The sequence below is a fragment of the Streptomonospora alba genome, from assembly GCF_000826685.1.
Taxonomy (GTDB): domain Bacteria; phylum Actinomycetota; class Actinomycetes; order Streptosporangiales; family Streptosporangiaceae; genus Streptomonospora; species Streptomonospora alba.
Map to the genome: position 1 here is coordinate 59,428 of NZ_JROO01000044.1, position 16,448 is coordinate 75,875.

The following is a 16,448-nucleotide window of genomic DNA, read 5'->3' on the forward strand; positions in this document are numbered from 1 at the left end:
CGTTCCGCCCGCGCAGGACCGCGGAGCGGCGAGCGGACGGAGGGTGCTGTGAGCGACCGCCCTGGCGAGGACCGGCGCAGCGGAGAGCGAGCCGGACGCGGCGAGTTCCGCCGCATGCGTTCGGCTCCCACGCCGCCCGATCCCCGGCGCGGCTTCACGCCGCCCAGCGGCCATGTCCGGCGCAAGCGCGCGGCGCTGCTGATGGCCGGCACCATGTCGATTCTGATCCTGCTGGCCTCGGGCACCGCGTGGTCGCTCACCGGCTGGGTCTCCGGGCAGCTCAACCGCTTCGACGTCTTCGGCGAGATGGTCGACGGCGACCGCCCGCAAGCCGGCGCACACGGCGCCCTGAACTTCCTGATCATCGGGTCGGACACGCGCGACGGCATGGAGCGGGAGAAGCAGAACGAGCTGGGCGTGGGCCGGGCCGAGGGCAAGCGCTCGGACACGATGATGCTCGTGCACCTCAACGACGACCGCGATCACATCACCGTCGTGGGCATCCCCCGCGACTCGTGGGTCGACGTCCCCGGCCACGGCGAGAACAAGATCAACGCCGCCTATTCGCTGGGAGGGCCTTCGCTGGCGGTGGAGACGGTCGAGTCGGCCACCCACGTGCGCATCGACCACTACGTCGAGGTCGACTTCACCGGATTCGTGGACATGGTCGACGCCCTCGGCGGCATCGAGGTGTGCCTGCCCCAGCCCATCGACGACGAAAAGGCGCACCTGGACATGGCCGCGGGTACGCACCGGGTGGACGGCACCGAGGCGCTGGCGTTCGCACGCACACGCGCCACCGAGGGGGGCGACCTCGACCGCATCGACCGCCAGCAGCAGGTCCTCTCGGCCATGCTGGAGACCGCGCTGAGCACCGACACCCTGTCGGACCCCCAGCGCTTCGGCGACTTCGTCGACACGGCACTCAACTCGGTCACCGTGGACGAAGGTCTGGACACCGGCGCCATCAACACGCTGGCCGGCCAGCTGCGCGGCATCGGGCTGGGCGACGTCACCTTCACCACGGTGCCCGTCGAACAGACCGACTTCTGGACTCCGCACGGCGACGTCGCGGTGACCTGGGACCGCCGACGCGCCGCGGACATGTTCGCCCGGATCAACGCCGACAAGCCCCTCGACGGCGCGGAAGGCCAGAGCGGCGGCTCGGCGGCCGGGACGTCCGGTTCCTCTCCCGAACCCGCGGACATCCGCCTGCAGGTGTTCAACGGCACCGGCATCCCCGGGCTCGGCGCCGAGGCGGACCGCGCCTTCAGCGACGCCGGCTTCCGGGTGCCTTCCTCCGCGCGCAACTGGTCCAGCACCGAGGTGCCCGAGACCGTGCTGCGCCACGGCCCGGGCAACAAGGAGGAGGCCGCCGCGGTGGCCGAGACGGTTCCGGGCTCCTCGCTGGAGGAGGACGAGCAGCTCGGCGACAAGATCCAGGTGGTGATCGGGTTCAACTACCGCGAGGTCAAGGCGCCCGAGACGGAGCAGGCCGCCCCCGACCCGTCCCCGCGGCAGTCCGGCGGCCAGGAGCACGGAGACGCCTCCTCCGCCCGGGAAAAGGTCTGCGAGGGCTGAACGGCCCCGGACCCTCGTCCCCCGAGAGGGAAGGGACCCCCCGGGAGCCCACGGGGCCCTGCTCCGCCCAAGCGTGCGGGGCCCCGGGCGGAAACGGGCGATAGCGTGGGTCCCCCGGCGCCGGACCGGGAAGGTACGGCCACCTGCTGAGGAGGCACGATGCTGCGCCACCTGATCGGTCTGCTGACGGGTCTGGTCATCGCCCCCGCGATGTGGGCCGCCCTTGCCTGGTCCGCCCAGCGGGTCTCCACCACGGTGGACGGCGGCGAGGGCTTCGCACCGCTGGCGCTGACCGCCGTGGGCGTGCTGATGGCCGTCGGCATCGCCTGCGGGTTCCTCGCCGGCGCCCGCATCTCGCCGCTGGCGGCGTTCGTCGGCGGCGGCCTGCTGCTGAGCTATGCGCTGTGGCCGGTCATGGCCCCGGGCACGGTGGACGCTGTACTGCCCGGCTGGGTCCCCGACGACTCGATCCTCCACCCGCTGGGCCCCGGGCTGCTACTGGCGCTGCCGCTGGGCACCCTGCTGTTCATCTCCGGGCTGGTGCCCTCGCGGTGGCGCTCCCGCTACGCGCCCCGTCCGGGCGACCCCGGGCCGCCGCCTCCGGCCAAGGGTGTACCCGGCCCCCGCGCCGAACACGGTCCCGAGCCGGTCGGCCCGGCCGACCCGGCGGCCGGCGGCTCCGGCGGGCCGCAGGAGGGCGATCCGGACAAGACCACCACGCCGATGCGCCGCCGGCGCATCGGCAGGCCGCGCTGGCACGCGAGCTCGCCCGAGCCCGAAAGCGACACGCTGGAGTTCCAGCGCGGACGGAGCTGACCGGCTCCGGGGACGTGGCCCCGTGTCCGGTGTGCACCGGAATGCGGCCGAGCGTGCGGCACCTCTGGCACCGGGTGGGGAGTCCCGGCTAGCGTGTGATGTCCAGCGCGTCCCCGGCTGAGGAGTCTGTGCCATGTCCAACGGCCTGCGCCACTTCCTGGGCCTGCTCGTCGGAATCCTGGCCACCCCGCTTCTCGCGGCCGGACTGGCCTGGGCTCCGCACTGGAGCGCCGAGGCCGGCCTCGGCCACGACCCGGCCGCCGTCGTTCCGGGGCCGTCATGGCTGGTGCCGGTGACCGTGCTGGCCTTGGTGGGACTGCTGCTGGGCCTGCTGACGGGATCGCGCCTGTCGCCGCTGGCGGCGCTGCTGCCCGGCCTGGTCATCGGCGCCGTAGGTTTCATCGAGACGGCGGAGCTGCCCCATCCGGTTCCGGCGGTGGCCGACCTGCTGACGGTGGAGTGGGCCGAGGAGCAGCCGTGGTTCTCCTGGGGGCCGGTGCTCGCCCTGGTCGGCGCGGCCCTGTTCATCTCCGCGCTGGCGCCCTCGCGCTGGCGGCGCCGCCTGCGCGAGGAGGACTTCGACTACGACGACGACCCCTACGGCGGCTACGCCCCGCCCCCGGCGCGTCCCGGAACCGGTGGCACGCCGCCGGAGGCCGACGAATCCACTCGGACGATGTCCTGGGACGCCGACGGCATGCCGCCGCGCTACCACGTCTCCGATCCGCAGGGCCGGCAGCCGCCCTCCGCGGGTTCGGCGGGCTGGAACGATCCGCACGGCGACACGCCGCCGCCGCGGTGGCCGGACCGCGGCTCCGGCCCGTAGGTTCGCCCGGCTTCGCCGCCCTGCAGGGCACCGCGCTGCGGGCCACGGCGCCCGCACTGTTTACACACGGGTAATCTTGCGGCCGAGCGGCCGCTCGAATCCCGCTACACCGTCGCCGCACCATCGCATTCGAGCCGTGCCACCCTCGGCGGCCGCTCCCGTCCGCGGCCGGACGACGGCTGCGGGTGGCCGGATCGACGTTGAACCGGACACGAATCCGGAAATACCTCTCCACAGGTGCGCGCGGACGCCCCCACGGCCGCGCGCGACAACGAATCCGGGGCCGCGCAGTCGCGGTGGGCCACACCGCACGGCGCGAGCGGCACCCGGACGCGCGTCATCACCGGCGCCGACCCCCTCCCGACCCGGCGGTAACATGCCAAGGCCGCGGGGCGAAGCAGCGTCGGCGCGGACGGTAGCGACGCCAGCTCAGCTTGGAAGGACGGACCATTGGTCGCAGAATCGCGGAGCAGGATCTCCGTCATCGGCACCGGCTACCTGGGTGCCACGCATGCCGCCTGCATGGCCGAGCTCGGCTTCGAGGTGCTGGGCCTGGACCTCGACCAGTCCAAGATCGACAGCCTCGCCGCCGGACGGGTGCCGTTCTACGAGCCGGGCCTGGAGGAGGTCCTCCAGCGCAATCTCGCCAACGGCCGCCTGCGCTTCACCGCGGACTACGACGAGGCCGTCGCCTTCGCCGACATCCACTTCCTGTGCGTGGGCACCCCGCAGCGCGCCGACTCCGACGCCGCCGACCTCGCATTCGTCGAGGCGGCCGTCGACGACCTCGCCTCCCGGCTGACCGCTTCCGCGATCATCATCGGCAAGTCGACGGTTCCGGTGGGCACCGCCGGGCGGCTGGCCCAGCGCATCGCGGCCCGCGCGCCCGCGGACATCGAGGTACACCTGGGATGGAGCCCGGAGTTCCTGCGCGAGGGCTTCGGCGTGGAGGACACGCTGCGCCCCAACCGCATCGTCATCGGCACCGACTCCCCCGCCGTCGAGTCCGCCATGCGCGACCTGTGCGCGCAGCAGATCGAGCAGGGCATCCCCTTCCTGGTCACCGACATTCCGACGGCCGAGCTGGTCAAGGTCTCGGCCAACGCGTTCCTCGCCACCAAGATCTCCTTCATCAACGCCATGGCCGAGGTCTCCGAGGCCGCCGGCGCCGACGTCATGAAGCTCGCCGAGGCGCTGTCCCACGACGACCGCATCGGGGGCAAGTTCCTCGGGCCCGGGCTCGGGTTCGGCGGCGGCTGCCTGCCCAAGGACATCCGCGCGTTCATGGCCCGCGCCGACGAGCTGGGCGTGGAGCCGGCGTTGTCCTTCCTGCGCGAGGTGGACGCCATCAACCAGCGGCGGCGGGCGCGCACCGTCGACATCGCCCGAGGACTCATCGGCGGCAGCTTCGCGGGCCGCACCGTGGGCGTGCTGGGTGCGGCGTTCAAACCCAACTCCGACGACATCCGCGATTCGCCCGCGCTGCACGTGGCCTCCGCGATCGCCGAGCAGGGGGGCGTCGTCACCGTCTACGACCCCGAGGCGCTGGAGCGCGCCAAGCAGGAGTTCCCCGCCCTGCGCTACGCGCACAGCATGCTGGAGGCCGTGCGCGACGCCGAGGTCGTGCTGCTGCTGACGGAGTGGGCGGAGTTCCGCGACGCCGACCCCGACGAGCTGGCCAAGGTGGTGGCCGAGCCGCGGATCGTGGACGGCCGCAACGCACTGGACCCGCAGCACTGGCGTGGCTGCGGGTGGACCTACAGGGCGTTGGGGCGGCCCTGACCGGACGGCCGGAAACACAAGGCATGATGGGGGCATGAGCATCAGCGCAGTCGCCGACGAGGACGCGATCCGCCGCGTGCTGAAGGAGGCCCGCGTGTGGGCGATCGTCGGGCTCGGCGACAACCCGCAGCGCCCCGCCTACAGCGTCGCCCGCTTCCTGCAGGAGCGCGGCAAGCGGATCGTGCCCGTGCATCCCCGTGCCGCCACGGTCCACGGCGAGCAGGGCTACGCCTCGCTTGCCGAGGTCCCCTTCGACGTCGATGTCGCCGACGTCTTCCGCCGGTCCGAGGACGCCGGGGCCGTCGCCGACGAGGCGCTGGCGCGCAGCGACATCTCCACCGTGTGGTTCCAGCTGGGTGTGGTCGATCCGGATGCCGCCGAGCGGGTCGGCGCGGCCGGACGCACCATGGTCATGGACCGCTGCCCGGCGATCGAGTGGCCGCGTCTGCTGGGATGACCGACGACCACGACACACTCGGGCGTTATGCGCCGTTCGCAGGGATACGTCGCATACCGACTGGATTCCCATGCTTTGCCGGAAACAGCACTGACCGCGATCGGTTCGCCGCGCGGCGAGCCGGGTAGGGAGCGAACATGCGACGCCCGCGCTTCCTCCGCTCCTTGGCCGGCGACCGCCAGGACGCCGAAAGCGGCTCTACCGCCGACGTCGACGCGCCGCCGCCGATCGACCCGGACCGCTCCGAGCAGCGGCGGGAGCTCGCCGACCTCCACGGGTGGGACTACGCCGAGCGCCACCAGGCCGCCATCCAGGGCTGGCCGCGCACGGCCCTGCCGCCCGGCCCGCTGGGGCGGGTGCGCCACGAGCTGACGGGCCGCCACCGCGGACGGCCGTTCCGCATCTTCGACTACGTTCACCACGGCGCGCCCGGCGCCCCGTGGCAGCGGATCGAGGTCTGCGCCGTCGCGCTTCCGGTCCGGGTCCCCTACATCTACATCCGCGGCCACGGCGACGACGAGGGCGACGTCTACGCCGAGAGCCCCGACTCCCGCTTCGCCCTGGAGCTGCTCTCGGAGTCCGTGCGCGCGGACCTGCGCCGATACGGATTCACCGATCTGGTGATGGACCGCGACGTACTCATCTGCACCAGCGACGGCGGTGGCCCCGGCGCCCCGGAGTCCCGTCTGGAAGCGCTGACCGAACTCGTCGACAGGGTCCCCGCCGACGTCTGGGCGCGCTGGGGCCAGGACTGACAGCCGGCTCAGTCCGCGGCGCCGAAGCCCGTCGAGGCCGTGCCGCCCGCCACCTGGCGGCGCAGCCGCGCGCCCTTCTCCTGGGCCTGGCTGCGCAGCTCGTCCTGGAACTCGCTCATGCGCGTGCGCAGGTCGGGGTCGTGGGCGGCGAGCATGCGCACCGCCAGCAGCCCCGCGTTGCGGGCGGCGCCCACGGCCACCGTCGCCACCGGAACGCCCGCGGGCATCTGCACGATCGACAGCAGCGAGTCCATCCCGTCCAGGTGGCGTAGCGGAACGGGCACGCCGATCACCGGCAGCGGTGTGACGGCCGCCAGCATGCCCGGCAGGTGGGCGGCGCCCCCGGCACCGGCGATGAGGGCCTTGAGGCCGCGCCCGGCCGCCTCGGAGCCGTAGGAGATCATCTCGTTCGGCATGCGGTGGGCGGAGACGACGTCGGCCTCGTAGCCGATGCCGAACACCTCCAGCGCCTTGGCCGCCTCTTCCATGACCGGCCAGTCGGAGTCGCTGCCCATCACGATGCCTACGGCCGGGGCGTCCTCGCTCACGTGTGCACTCCTTCGCTGATCGGCGGCACCTCCGCGCTCGGGGCGCGGCGTGCTGCGGCGGCCCGCTGCCTCCGCACGACGAGAGCGATCCTATGGCGGCGGTGGCCCGAGCGGAGCCAGCGCACACAGCGTGCCGTGATGCCCAGCGCCCGGCGCGGCGGGGCTTCTGCGCGGGGGCGCGCGCCCGCTACGGTGGAGTCACCGGCGCGGCCGCCCGCGCACCCAGTGGGCGCGGCGGCGCGGACCGCTCCGCGGCAGGGAACTCACCAGGCAAGGAGGCGTCGACAGTGATGCACCGCCAGCAGCACCCGCGCAAGGCGGAGGTCGGCTGAATGGCCGAGACACAGGGCCCCGTCGACCGCATCGTCACCTCCGGGACCTTCCGCCTCGACGGGGGCGAGTGGGAGGTCGACAACAACGTCTGGATCGTCGGCAACGAGCGCACGGCGATCGTGATCGACGCGGCGCACGACGCCGAGGAGATCGCCCGCGCTCTGGGCGACCGCGAACTGATGGCGGTCGTGTGCACCCACGCCCACAACGACCACATCAACGCCGCGGCCGAGCTCGCCGATCTGGCCGACGCGCCGATCCTGCTGCATCCCGACGACGCCGAACTGTGGGCGATGGTCTACCCCGACCGCGAACCCGACGCGCCGCTGCTGCACGGCGAGTGGCTCCAGGCCGGCGACGTCGAGCTGGAGGTGCTGCACACCCCCGGCCACAGCCCTGGCGCCGTGTGCCTGCACGCGCCGGGCATCGGCACCGTCTTCACCGGCGACACCCTCTTCCAGGGCGGTCCGGGCGCCACGGGGCGGTCCTTCTCCGACTATCCGACCATCGTCAGCTCGATCCGCACCCATCTGCTGTCGCTGGCTCCCGAGACCGTGGTGCTCACCGGACACGGCGACTCCACCACCATCGGCGCCGAGGCCGCGAACCTGCAGGAGTGAACCGGCCGCGGGCACCGGGTGGACGGCGGCTCGTAGAGCCCGGCTCCCCCGGTCGCCCGCGGGGACGTTCGGCGGCGGTCTGGGCGGCTGTGCCGCGCCGGCTCATGCCGGGCTGGACGCCGACGGCGACAGCACGGTGCCCGCCGGGGGCAGGAAGAGCGCGAACGTGGTGGGCCGCGACTGGATCAGCTCGATACGCGCGCCCTGGGACTCGGCGATGTGGCGGGCCAGGGCCAGACCCAGGCCGGTGCCGTTGCCGCCGGTCACCTCGCGCTCGAAGATCCGCCCGGCGATCTCCTCGGGTACACCCGGGCCCTCGTCGCTGATCTCGATGCGCACGGACCCGCCGTCCTCGAACTTTCGCACCGTCACCGTGCCCGCGCCGTGGCGGCGGGCGTTGTCCACCACGGTGGCCATGATCTGCGTGAGGTCGGTGTTGGGGATGGCCGCCGACAGGCCGTGCTCGCCGGTCAGCACGACGTCGCGGCCCTCCCTGCGCAGGATCGGTGCCCATTCCGAGACGAACCGGCCCAGGGCCTCGTCGATGTCGATGGCCTCCGCCTGGGGCTGCTGGCTCTTGCGCGCCCGCCCCAGCAGGCTCTCGACGGTATCGACCAGCCGCTCGGTCTGCGCCAGGGCCGCCTCGCCCTCGTCGCGGACGACGTCGGGGTTGTCGGCCTCGGAGATGATCTCCTCCAGCCGCATCGACAGCGCCGTCAGCGGAGTACGCAGCTGGTGGGAGGCGTCGGTGGCGAAGTGGCGCTCGGTGGCGATGAGGCCGGCGATGCGCTCGGCGCTGCGATCGAGCACCTCGGCGACCCGGTCGGCCTCGGAGATCCCGTAGCGGTGGCCCCACGGGGTGACGATGCCCGAGCCCAGCCGCTCGGCGGTGGCGGCCAGGTCCACCAGGGGCAGGGTCAGCCGGCGGGCCTGCAGCATCGCCAGTCCCACAGCGACTCCGATCGCCAGCAGGGACAGCGACCCGATACCCAGCCAGGCGTTGAGGATGTTCTCCCGCACACGGGCGGTGTCGCGCCAGACGGTGACGGCGCCCCCCGCGCTCGAGGAGGCGGTGGCGTGCACGCTCGGCGGGGCGTTCTCCGCGCGGGGGTCGACCTCCCAGCCTCCTGCGGAGAGGACCTGGCCCGTCTGCAGCCTGATCTCGATGTGGCGCTCGGGGTGGACCTCGGTGAGGCGACCCAGGTCGACCTGCTCGGACTCGGCGAGCTCGGCCTCGATTTCGGCCGCGATGACCTGGGCCTCCTGCTCGACCTGGCGCCGGGCCTGGGAGTGGATGGTGCTGTAGGTCAGCGCGCCCAGCGGCAGCCCCAGCAGCAGGACCGCGATCACGGCCACCACCAGCGTGGAGAACAGCATCCGCCTGCGCATGTCACACCCCCACTGCCCGATCCGCTCGGCCCGGGGACCGCCTTACGGCCCCGGCGGCGGGGCGGGGCCGACTAGTCGCGTTCAAACCGGAAGCCGACACCCCGCACCGTGGTGATGTAGGAGGGCTGGTTCGCGTCGTCCCCGAGCTTGCGACGAAGCCACGATATATGCATGTCCAGCGTTTTCGTGGAGCCCCACCAATTGGTGTCCCATACTTCGCGCATGATCTGCTCGCGCGTGACGACCTTTCCGGCGTCGCGCACCAGAACCCGCAGCAGATCGAACTCCTTGGTGGTCAGCTGCAGTTCGCGGTCGCCGATCCAGGCGCGCCGGGAATCGTTGTCGATTCGCACGCCGTGCACGACGGGCACCTCGGCCCCGCCCCTGCGCAGCAGCGCGCGAACGCGGGCCAGCAGTTCGGCCAGGCGGAAGGGCTTGGTGACGTAGTCGTCGGCTCCCGCGTCGAGCCCCACCACGGTGTCGACCTCGTCGGCGCGCGCGGTGAGGATGAGGATCGGTGTGCCGTGGCCCTCGGAGCGCAGTCGGCGGGCCACCTCCAATCCGTCCATTTCGGGCAAGCCGAGATCCAGGACCATCAGATCGACGTCGCCGGCGCGGGCGCGTTCAAGGGTCTCATTGCCGTTGACGGTCACCTCGACGGAGTAGCCTTCGCGGCGGAGTGCGCGCGCAAGGGGCTCGGAAATCGAGGTATCGTCCTCGGCCAGCAAAACGCAGGTCATGCGGCCGATCGTAAAACGACGGCACGTATTTCCCTATGATCCGCGCCGTAAAGAACCGGGTCGGACGAAAACACACCAGCCTCATAGCGGACATAAGGTCACAAAAATCTGCGGGTTGTGCATTCTTTGCCGATCCCGTGCCGGGAATTTACCGCCCGCTGCGCCGCGCCCGCGTCAGGAGGGCTCGGTCTGGCGCGCCGGAACGTCCCCATCGGCGCCGGCCGGGTTTTCGGCGGGCCGCGGCTCGGCCTGCGGCTCGGCCTGCGGCTCGGGCTGCGGCTCGGGCTGCGGCTCGGGCTGCGGCTCGGGCTGCGGCTCGGGCTGCGCCGGAAACACCCACAGCTTGTAGGAGACGAACCGGAACACCGATCCCATCCCCACGCCGACGACGTTGCCCGCGATGTTGCGTGCGAGTGGACCGTCCAAGCCCAGGCCGTAGACCGAAACCCACAAGCACGCCAGCTGGATGCCCAGCCCGACCGCGTTGAACACGAAGAACAGCACGTACTCGCGGGCCAGGCCGGTCCGGGCGCGGTGCCTGAAGGTCCAGAAGCGGTTGCCGAGGAAGGCCACCACGGTGGCGATCAGCACACCGAGCGCCTGTCCGACCAGCGGCGAGGCGTCCAGCACCAGCCAGAGCACGTTGGTTGCGGCCAACTGGACCGCGTAGGCCACGCCGCCGACAGCGCCGAACTTGGCCAGCTCGCGGGCCAGCCGCGGCAGCCACTCCGGCGTCACGATCACCGATCGCACAGGGGGACCCGCTCCTTTGCCCTGGTGGTCATTAGAATTCCGGGGGGCGCCGCTGGTGTTGTGCCAGCTTACTCCCCGCCCGTTGCGGACCACCAGCGTAGAAGTCGTCGACGAGTTGAGGAACTGTGAGCGAGCATCATCGGCCCGTCCCCTGCGTGGGGATGGTCGGCGGCGGGCAGCTGGCCCGCATGACCCACCAGGCGGGGATCGCCCTGGGCGTGGACTTCCGCGTCCTGGCGGGCTCGCCCTCCGACAGCGCGGCGCGCGTCTGCGGCGACGTCCACCTCGGTGACGACCGGGGCCTGGCCGATCTTCTCGCCTTCGCCAAGTCCTGCGATGTGATCACCTTCGACCATGAGCACGTCCCCGAACACGTCCTGCGCGAGGTCGAGGATTCGGGCGCCAGAGTGCGCCCGGGCCGCGCCGCCCTCCAGCACGCCCAGGACAAGCTGCGCATGCGCACCCGCGCCCAGGAGCTGGGGGTGCCGTGTCCGCGCTGGCGTGCGGTGACCGCCGTCGACCAGATCGAGGCGTTCGCCGAGGAGACCGGCTGGCCGGTGGTCCTCAAGGCCGCCCGCGGCGGCTACGACGGCAAGGGCGTGTGGGTCGTCGCCGACAGGGCGCAGGCCCACGAGGTGCTGGAGCGCGCAGCGGAGAACGGCGTGCGGCTGCTCGCCGAGGAGCAGGTCTCCTTCCGCCGCGAGCTGGCGGTGCAGGTCGCCCGCTCTCCCTACGGGCAGCTGGCCGTCTATCCGGTGGTCGAGACCGTCCAGCGCGGCGGCATCTGCCACGAGGTGATCGCCCCCGCCCCCGGTCTGGACGAGGACAAGGCCACCGCCGCCCAGCAGCTGGCCATCGACCTCGCCCACGCACTGGACGTGGTCGGCGTGCTCGCCGTGGAGCTGTTCGAGACCGAGCGCGGCGTCGTCGTCAACGAACTCGCGATGCGCCCGCACAACTCCGGGCACTGGACCATGGACGGCGCGCGCACCTCCCAGTTCGAGCAGCACCTGCGCGCGGTGCTGGACCTGCCGCTGGGCTCGCCGCGCGGCACCGCCCCCTACACGGTGATGGCCAACGTGCTCGGCGGCGACGACCCCGCCGTCTACGAGCGCTACATCCACGTCATGGCCAAGGACCCCGAGGTCAAGGTCCACTTCTACGGCAAGGACGTGCGTCCCGGCCGCAAGATCGGCCACGTCAACGTCGCGGGAGACGACCCGGCGGACCTGCTCGCCCGGGCCCGGGACGCGGCCTCCTACCTGCGCGGCGACCAGGGCTGAGGCACCGGCGCGCCGCCCTCCGCCGCCCGGTCGGGGCGCGGGGGCGCCGCGCGCCCTACGCCGAGGGCTCGGGTACCGGATGCTCGGCGGCCCGGCTGACCTCCTCCCACCGCGCCCAGGTGTCCATGCGCTGCCGGGAGACGTCGAAGGCGAGGTCGTAGACCATGCCGCCGAGCAGCAGCCGCAGCGGCGGGGCGTCGCTGTCGACCAGCGTGAGCAGGGCCTCTGCGGCGAGCCGGGGCTCGCTGTCGACCGGCTCGGATTCGGCCTGCGACCACTGCCGCTCCAGTTCCGCCCGCAGGGGAGCGTAGGCTTCCAGCGGTTCGGCGGTGCGCATGCGGGTGTACAGCTCCGTCCAGTAGCCGCCGGGCTGGAGGACGGTGACCCGCACGCCGAAGGGTGCGGCCTCCATGGCCAGCGCCTCGCTCATGCCCTCCAGGGCGAACTTGCTCGCGCTGTACATCCCCGACGAGGTGTAGCCGGCGACGGCGCCGATGCTGGAGACCTGCACGATGTGGCCGGATCCCTGCGTCCGCAGCTGCCGCACGGCGGCCTGGCTCACCCATAGTGCGCCGAAGAAGTTCGCCTCCATCTGATGGCGGGCCTCGGCCTCGGAGAACTCCTCGACCATGCCCATCGACAGTGTTCCGGCGTTGTTGACCACGATGTCCAGGCGGCCGAAGCGCTCCACGGCCGCCTCGACGACCGCGAACACCGCCGACCTGTCGGTCACGTCCAGCGTCCGGGCCAGCACCCGGCCCTCATAGCGCGCGGCGAGCCGATCCAGGGCCGCGGTGTCGCGGGCGGCGGCGACGACGCGGTCGCCGGCCTCCAGCGCCGCCTCGGCGAAGGCGCGGCCCAGGCCCCTGCTCGCCCCGGTGATGAACCAGACGCGTCCGGCGCCGTTCTCGGAAAGGGTCATGCCGTCATCCTCCTTCGGAGCGAGACGGACCGTTCCGCCTCGCTGATTCAACCATGGGCGACATGCGGACCGATGTCAAGACGGACCGTCTCGTCTTATCTGCTGGTAGTATCGCGCCGTGAGCACCGGAAGCGGAACCTCCCCCAACGCCGCGCGGCGCAGTGACGCATCGCGCCGGGCGATCCTGAGAGCCGCCTTCGACCTGGTCGGCGAGGTCGGCTACGCGAAACTGAGCATCGAGGGCATCGCGGCCCGCGCCGGAGTGGGCAAGCAGACCATCTACCGCTGGTGGCCGTCGAAGGGCGCCGTGCTCTTCGACGCGTTTCTGATGCTCTCCGAGGACTCCGGCGGCTCCCCGGCACTACCCGATACGGGGGATCTGCGGGCCGATCTCGTCGCGGTGCTGCGGGCGACCGTCGAGGAGCTGAACGATCCCCGTTACGACGAGCCGATGCGGGCTCTGAACACCGAGATCGCTCACGACCCCGAACTGGCCCGGACCTACCTCCAGCGGCTGGAGCGGCCGATGCGCGAGCTCAAGAAGGACCGGCTGCGCAGTGCGCAGCGGGCCGGCGAACTCCCTTCTGACCTCGACCTGGACGTGGCCGTCGACCTGATCTGGGGCCCGCTGCTCAACCGCTGGATGCTGCGCGGCGGCGAACTGACCGGCGACTACGCCGAGCGGGTGGTGGTCGCCGCCCTCGACGGCCTGCGCCCACGCGGCGGCGCCGTCGGCTGAGGCCCGGACACGGCGCGCAGTGTCGCCGCGCGAAGGCGGGAGTCGGCCGGGGGTGTCAGGCCGCCGGGCCGGCGGGTTCGAAGCTGCGGCGCAGAGCGTAGGGCTGGAGCTGCCCCAGTCCGTGGGCGTGGCGCGCCCGCGCGGCGACCACCTGCAGCGAGGGGTCGTCGCTCAGCAGGTCGGCCGTCGCCTCGTCGATCAGGATGGTGCCCGGACGGGCGAAGGAGGTCAGCCGGGAGGACCGGTTGACGGTCGTGCCGAAGACGTCGCCCAGCAGCGCCAGCACCGGTCCGTGGGCCAGCCCCACCCGGACGTCGGGCACCTCGACGTGGGTCTTGACGCCGTCGGCGAGCTGCAGCGCGATCTCGGCCGCCTGCTTCGCGGTGTTGGCGACGTAGAGGATCTCGTCGCCGAGCGTCTTGACCACGCGCCCGCCGCCCGAGGCCACGATGTCGGTGGCGGTGGACTCGAAGCCCTCGACCACCTCGGCCAGCTCGACCTCGTCCAGTTCGCGGCTGAGCGTCGTGAACGACACCAGGTCGGCGAAGCCCACCGCCAGCGGGAAGTAGGTGGGCGCGGCGTCGTCGCTGCTGCGGACGAAGGCGATACGCCGGGCCACGGAAGCGGCGAGCTGACGGCGCCAGATGTGCAGCAGCAGGGTCTCGATACCGGGCATCAGGCCTTGGGCCAGGCCCACCAGCGGCCCGTGCGGCTCCGCGTCGGTGCTCTTGTCGGGCGAGTGGGAGAGCGTGGAGAGGATGCTGGTCTGCCATTCCGCCAGCCGGGCCATGGTCTGGCCCATGGCGCGGGCGAGCCGGATGGCGGCGTCCTCGTCCAGGACGCCGTCCTTCATCAGCTCGGAGGTGATGCGCAGCGCCTCGACGTCGCCGTCGCTGAAGGCGATCTCGTCCTCGCCGCGGGTCGCGAAGCCCAGAGCCCGCCACACCCGCTTGGAGAAGTCGCCGGGGGCGCCGGAGAGCCGGATCGCCTCTTCCCGTGTGTAGCGGGCCTCCCCGCCGAGCAGGACGGATTCGATCTCCGTGGGGTCGGGACGCGACGGCATCAGAAACTCTCGTGTTCGAGGCCAGTAATGGCGGTGCGGGGAGGAGGCGTCGGGCGGAGGGGCGTTTCACGGCACCGTCGCCCGCGTGTCATTGTCGGTTTAGTACGTGCGGGCGGTGCGCGTCAAGAAAACTCCGGCCCCACTGTCCCTGCTCACGGGCTTCTCCCCGGGTCGGGCGGTGAGCCGCCGTCCTGCTGTTCGGCCTGGCCCGGCCCGGCCTCGCGCCGCTCCGCGTCCTCGACCGCACGGTAGATCTCGCCCTGCAGCCACCGCACACGCGGGATGTCGTGCAGTTCCATGCCCTCCTGCTCTGCGGCGGAGCGCACGGTCAGGGTGCCGCGGCCCAGCATCCGGTCGCCCAGGGACATGCTGTAGGAGACGTCGTTGACGCGGCTGAGCGGGATGTCCCGGCCGTGCTGGGTCAGCAGGCCGTGCCTGTTCATCAGCCGCCGGTCGCTGAGGATGTAGAGGTTCGTCCACCACCCCAGAAGCGGCACCAGCCACAGCACGACTGCGGCGACGACGGCCAGCGCGATCACGAGGTAGCGGGTCCAGCGCGCCCACTCCTCACCGGGAGGAAGCAGCCAGACGACGACCGCGGCGACGGCCGCGATCACGATGAGCGCCAGGAATTCGTCGATCACCGTGGTCCAGTGCCGACGGGTGCTGTGAATCAGCGCCTCGTCGCCGGCCAGGTGGCGCCGCCCTGTTGCCATACTCCGATCCTCGCACAGCCCGCCCGCCCAAGGCAGCTCGGCGCGGCGCCACACGGGGCCTCCCGGCGCCTCGGCCCCCGTGCACCCCGGCCTTTCGCACGGCGGTGCCTAGTCCTGATCGGGGCGCAGGTGGACGACGTCGCCGGCGCTGAGGAGGTGCTCCTCCCCCGCGTCGTCGCGCACGGCCAGGTGCCCCCCCTCGCCGACGTCGACCGCCCTGCCCCGCAGCTCGCGGCCGCCGGGCAGGTGGGCGAGCACGCGGCGGCCCAGCGTGGCGCAGCAGGCGCGGTACCGCTCGGCCAGGCCCGCCGCTTCGGCGTCGCCTCCGGCTGCCGACCAGGCGGTATACAGCGCTGAGAACTCCCCCAGCAGTGCGGCGGCCAGCTCCTGGCGGTCGGCGTCGGGGGCGCCGCACAGCGCCAGGGAGCCGGCGGTCTCGACGGGCAGCTCCTCGCGACGCTGGGAGACGTTGAGGCCGATGCCGATGACGACGCCGATCCCGACGCCCCCGGACTCACCGCCCGCCGCGGCCGGGTCCCCGGGGAAGGCGGCCTCGGAGAGGATCCCGGCGAGCTTGAGCTCGCTCCCCTGCGCCAGGAGGTCGTTGGGCCACTTCAGCACCGCCAGCACGCCCGGCCCGCTCTGCAGCGCCCTGACCGCCGCCACGCCCATGATCAGCGGCAGCCACCCCAGCCGGGTCGGCGGGACGGCGGGGCGCACCAGAGCCGAAACGGTCAGCGCGGCGCGCGGGGGCGCAGCGAAGCCGCGGTCGAGCCGCCCCCGTCCTGCCGTCTGGTGGTCGGCGGCCAGCACCGCGCCCCCGGGTTCGCCGTGCCGGGCACGGTCGAGCAGCTCGCTGTTGGTGGAGGCGATCTCGGGCAGCACCTCGACCGAGCGCCACAGCCCGCCGGGGCGCACGAGTGCGCTTTGGAGTTCGGGGCCGCTCAGCGGCGGGCGGGGCCGATCGGCGCCAGGGTCGCCGGGGCCGACGGCGGAGGGTGTGCTCATGGGCCCATTCAACCGCGCTGATCCGGTCCTCCCGCACAACGGCGCCTTCCCCCGTTGATCTTGTACCTACGGTCACATGTGATCGCTCACAATGACCGTAGGTACAAGATCGACGCT

General features: G+C 72.5%; 17 protein-coding genes. 9 read left to right on the top strand and 8 right to left on the bottom strand.

What is annotated here, in order from left to right:
* Positions 1-114 precede the first annotated feature (114 nt).
* The 6 genes from LP52_RS21520 (at position 115) to LP52_RS21545 (ending at position 6,217) form a co-directional block, all read left to right on the top strand.
* Positions 115-1,581, top strand: a complete 1,467-nt coding sequence (locus tag LP52_RS21520) for an LCP family protein (RefSeq protein WP_084723397.1) — start codon at positions 115-117, stop codon at positions 1,579-1,581.
* A 159-nt stretch (positions 1,582-1,740) separates the two neighbouring features.
* Positions 1,741-2,397 (top strand): hypothetical protein, encoded by a 657-nt coding sequence (locus LP52_RS21525; protein WP_052810114.1) that lies wholly within the window; start codon positions 1,741-1,743, stop codon positions 2,395-2,397.
* Positions 2,398-2,530: 133 nt separating this feature from the next.
* Positions 2,531-3,223, top strand: coding sequence for a hypothetical protein (locus tag LP52_RS21530; protein ID WP_040276177.1), 693 nt, complete (start codon positions 2,531-2,533; stop codon positions 3,221-3,223).
* A gap of 450 nt (positions 3,224-3,673) precedes the next feature.
* On the top strand, positions 3,674-5,005 hold the full coding sequence (locus tag LP52_RS21535; protein ID WP_040276178.1) for a UDP-glucose dehydrogenase family protein: 1,332 nt from the start codon (positions 3,674-3,676) through the stop codon (positions 5,003-5,005).
* A 34-nt stretch (positions 5,006-5,039) separates the two neighbouring features.
* A complete protein-coding gene (locus LP52_RS21540; RefSeq protein WP_169775393.1) occupies positions 5,040-5,462 on the top strand; it encodes a CoA-binding protein in 423 nt (140 codons plus the stop codon).
* Between the two features lie 137 nt (positions 5,463-5,599).
* A complete protein-coding gene (locus LP52_RS21545) occupies positions 5,600-6,217 on the top strand; it encodes a hypothetical protein (protein WP_238581039.1) in 618 nt (205 codons plus the stop codon).
* 8 nt (positions 6,218-6,225) lie between these two features.
* On the opposite strand, the gene purE is transcribed toward LP52_RS21545, so the two are convergent.
* The gene (gene purE, locus LP52_RS21550; protein WP_040276179.1) at positions 6,226-6,765 is read right to left on the bottom strand and encodes a 5-(carboxyamino)imidazole ribonucleotide mutase; all 540 of its coding nucleotides are present in this window, start codon (positions 6,763-6,765) and stop codon (positions 6,226-6,228) included.
* 332 nt (positions 6,766-7,097) lie between these two features.
* Between purE and LP52_RS21555 the strand changes: the two genes are divergently transcribed.
* Positions 7,098-7,718 carry an MBL fold metallo-hydrolase gene (locus LP52_RS21555; RefSeq protein ID WP_040276180.1) on the top strand — a complete coding sequence of 207 codons (621 nt, stop codon included), beginning with the start codon at positions 7,098-7,100 and terminating at the stop codon, positions 7,716-7,718.
* Positions 7,719-7,820: 102 nt separating this feature from the next.
* Here the strand turns inward: LP52_RS21555 and LP52_RS21560 are convergent, their stop codons facing one another.
* From LP52_RS21560 to LP52_RS21570, 3 genes are all read right to left on the bottom strand, one after another.
* Positions 7,821-9,107 (bottom strand): sensor histidine kinase, encoded by a 1,287-nt coding sequence (locus LP52_RS21560; RefSeq protein ID WP_052810115.1) that lies wholly within the window; start codon positions 9,105-9,107, stop codon positions 7,821-7,823.
* A 71-nt stretch (positions 9,108-9,178) separates the two neighbouring features.
* Positions 9,179-9,847 (bottom strand): response regulator transcription factor, encoded by a 669-nt coding sequence (locus LP52_RS21565; protein ID WP_040276181.1) that lies wholly within the window; start codon positions 9,845-9,847, stop codon positions 9,179-9,181.
* A 174-nt stretch (positions 9,848-10,021) separates the two neighbouring features.
* Complete coding sequence (locus LP52_RS21570; RefSeq protein ID WP_084723391.1) at positions 10,022-10,600, bottom strand: GtrA family protein; 579 nt, start codon at positions 10,598-10,600, stop codon at positions 10,022-10,024.
* Positions 10,601-10,725: 125 nt separating this feature from the next.
* Here LP52_RS21570 and LP52_RS21575 point away from each other — a divergent pair, with 125 nt between their 5' ends.
* Complete coding sequence (locus LP52_RS21575; RefSeq protein WP_040276182.1) at positions 10,726-11,883, top strand: 5-(carboxyamino)imidazole ribonucleotide synthase; 1,158 nt, start codon at positions 10,726-10,728, stop codon at positions 11,881-11,883.
* A gap of 55 nt (positions 11,884-11,938) precedes the next feature.
* Here the strand turns inward: LP52_RS21575 and LP52_RS21580 are convergent, their stop codons facing one another.
* Positions 11,939-12,805: an SDR family NAD(P)-dependent oxidoreductase gene (locus LP52_RS21580; RefSeq protein ID WP_040276183.1), complete on the bottom strand. Its 867-nt coding sequence runs from the start codon at positions 12,803-12,805 to the stop codon at positions 11,939-11,941.
* Positions 12,806-12,923: 118 nt separating this feature from the next.
* Here LP52_RS21580 and LP52_RS21585 point away from each other — a divergent pair, with 118 nt between their 5' ends.
* Positions 12,924-13,544 (top strand): TetR/AcrR family transcriptional regulator, encoded by a 621-nt coding sequence (locus LP52_RS21585; RefSeq protein WP_040276184.1) that lies wholly within the window; start codon positions 12,924-12,926, stop codon positions 13,542-13,544.
* A gap of 55 nt (positions 13,545-13,599) precedes the next feature.
* Here LP52_RS21585 and LP52_RS21590 read toward each other — a convergent pair whose 3' ends face one another.
* The 3 genes from LP52_RS21590 to LP52_RS21600 form a co-directional block, all read right to left on the bottom strand.
* Entirely contained in the window at positions 13,600-14,607 is a 1,008-nt protein-coding gene (locus LP52_RS21590) for an adenylate/guanylate cyclase domain-containing protein (protein ID WP_040276185.1), read from the bottom strand.
* A gap of 152 nt (positions 14,608-14,759) precedes the next feature.
* Positions 14,760-15,323 carry a PH domain-containing protein gene (locus LP52_RS21595; protein WP_052810116.1) on the bottom strand — a complete coding sequence of 188 codons (564 nt, stop codon included), beginning with the start codon at positions 15,321-15,323 and terminating at the stop codon, positions 14,760-14,762.
* 108 nt (positions 15,324-15,431) lie between these two features.
* Positions 15,432-16,331 (bottom strand): biotin--[acetyl-CoA-carboxylase] ligase, encoded by a 900-nt coding sequence (locus LP52_RS21600; RefSeq protein ID WP_052810117.1) that lies wholly within the window; start codon positions 16,329-16,331, stop codon positions 15,432-15,434.
* Positions 16,332-16,448 lie beyond the last annotated feature (117 nt).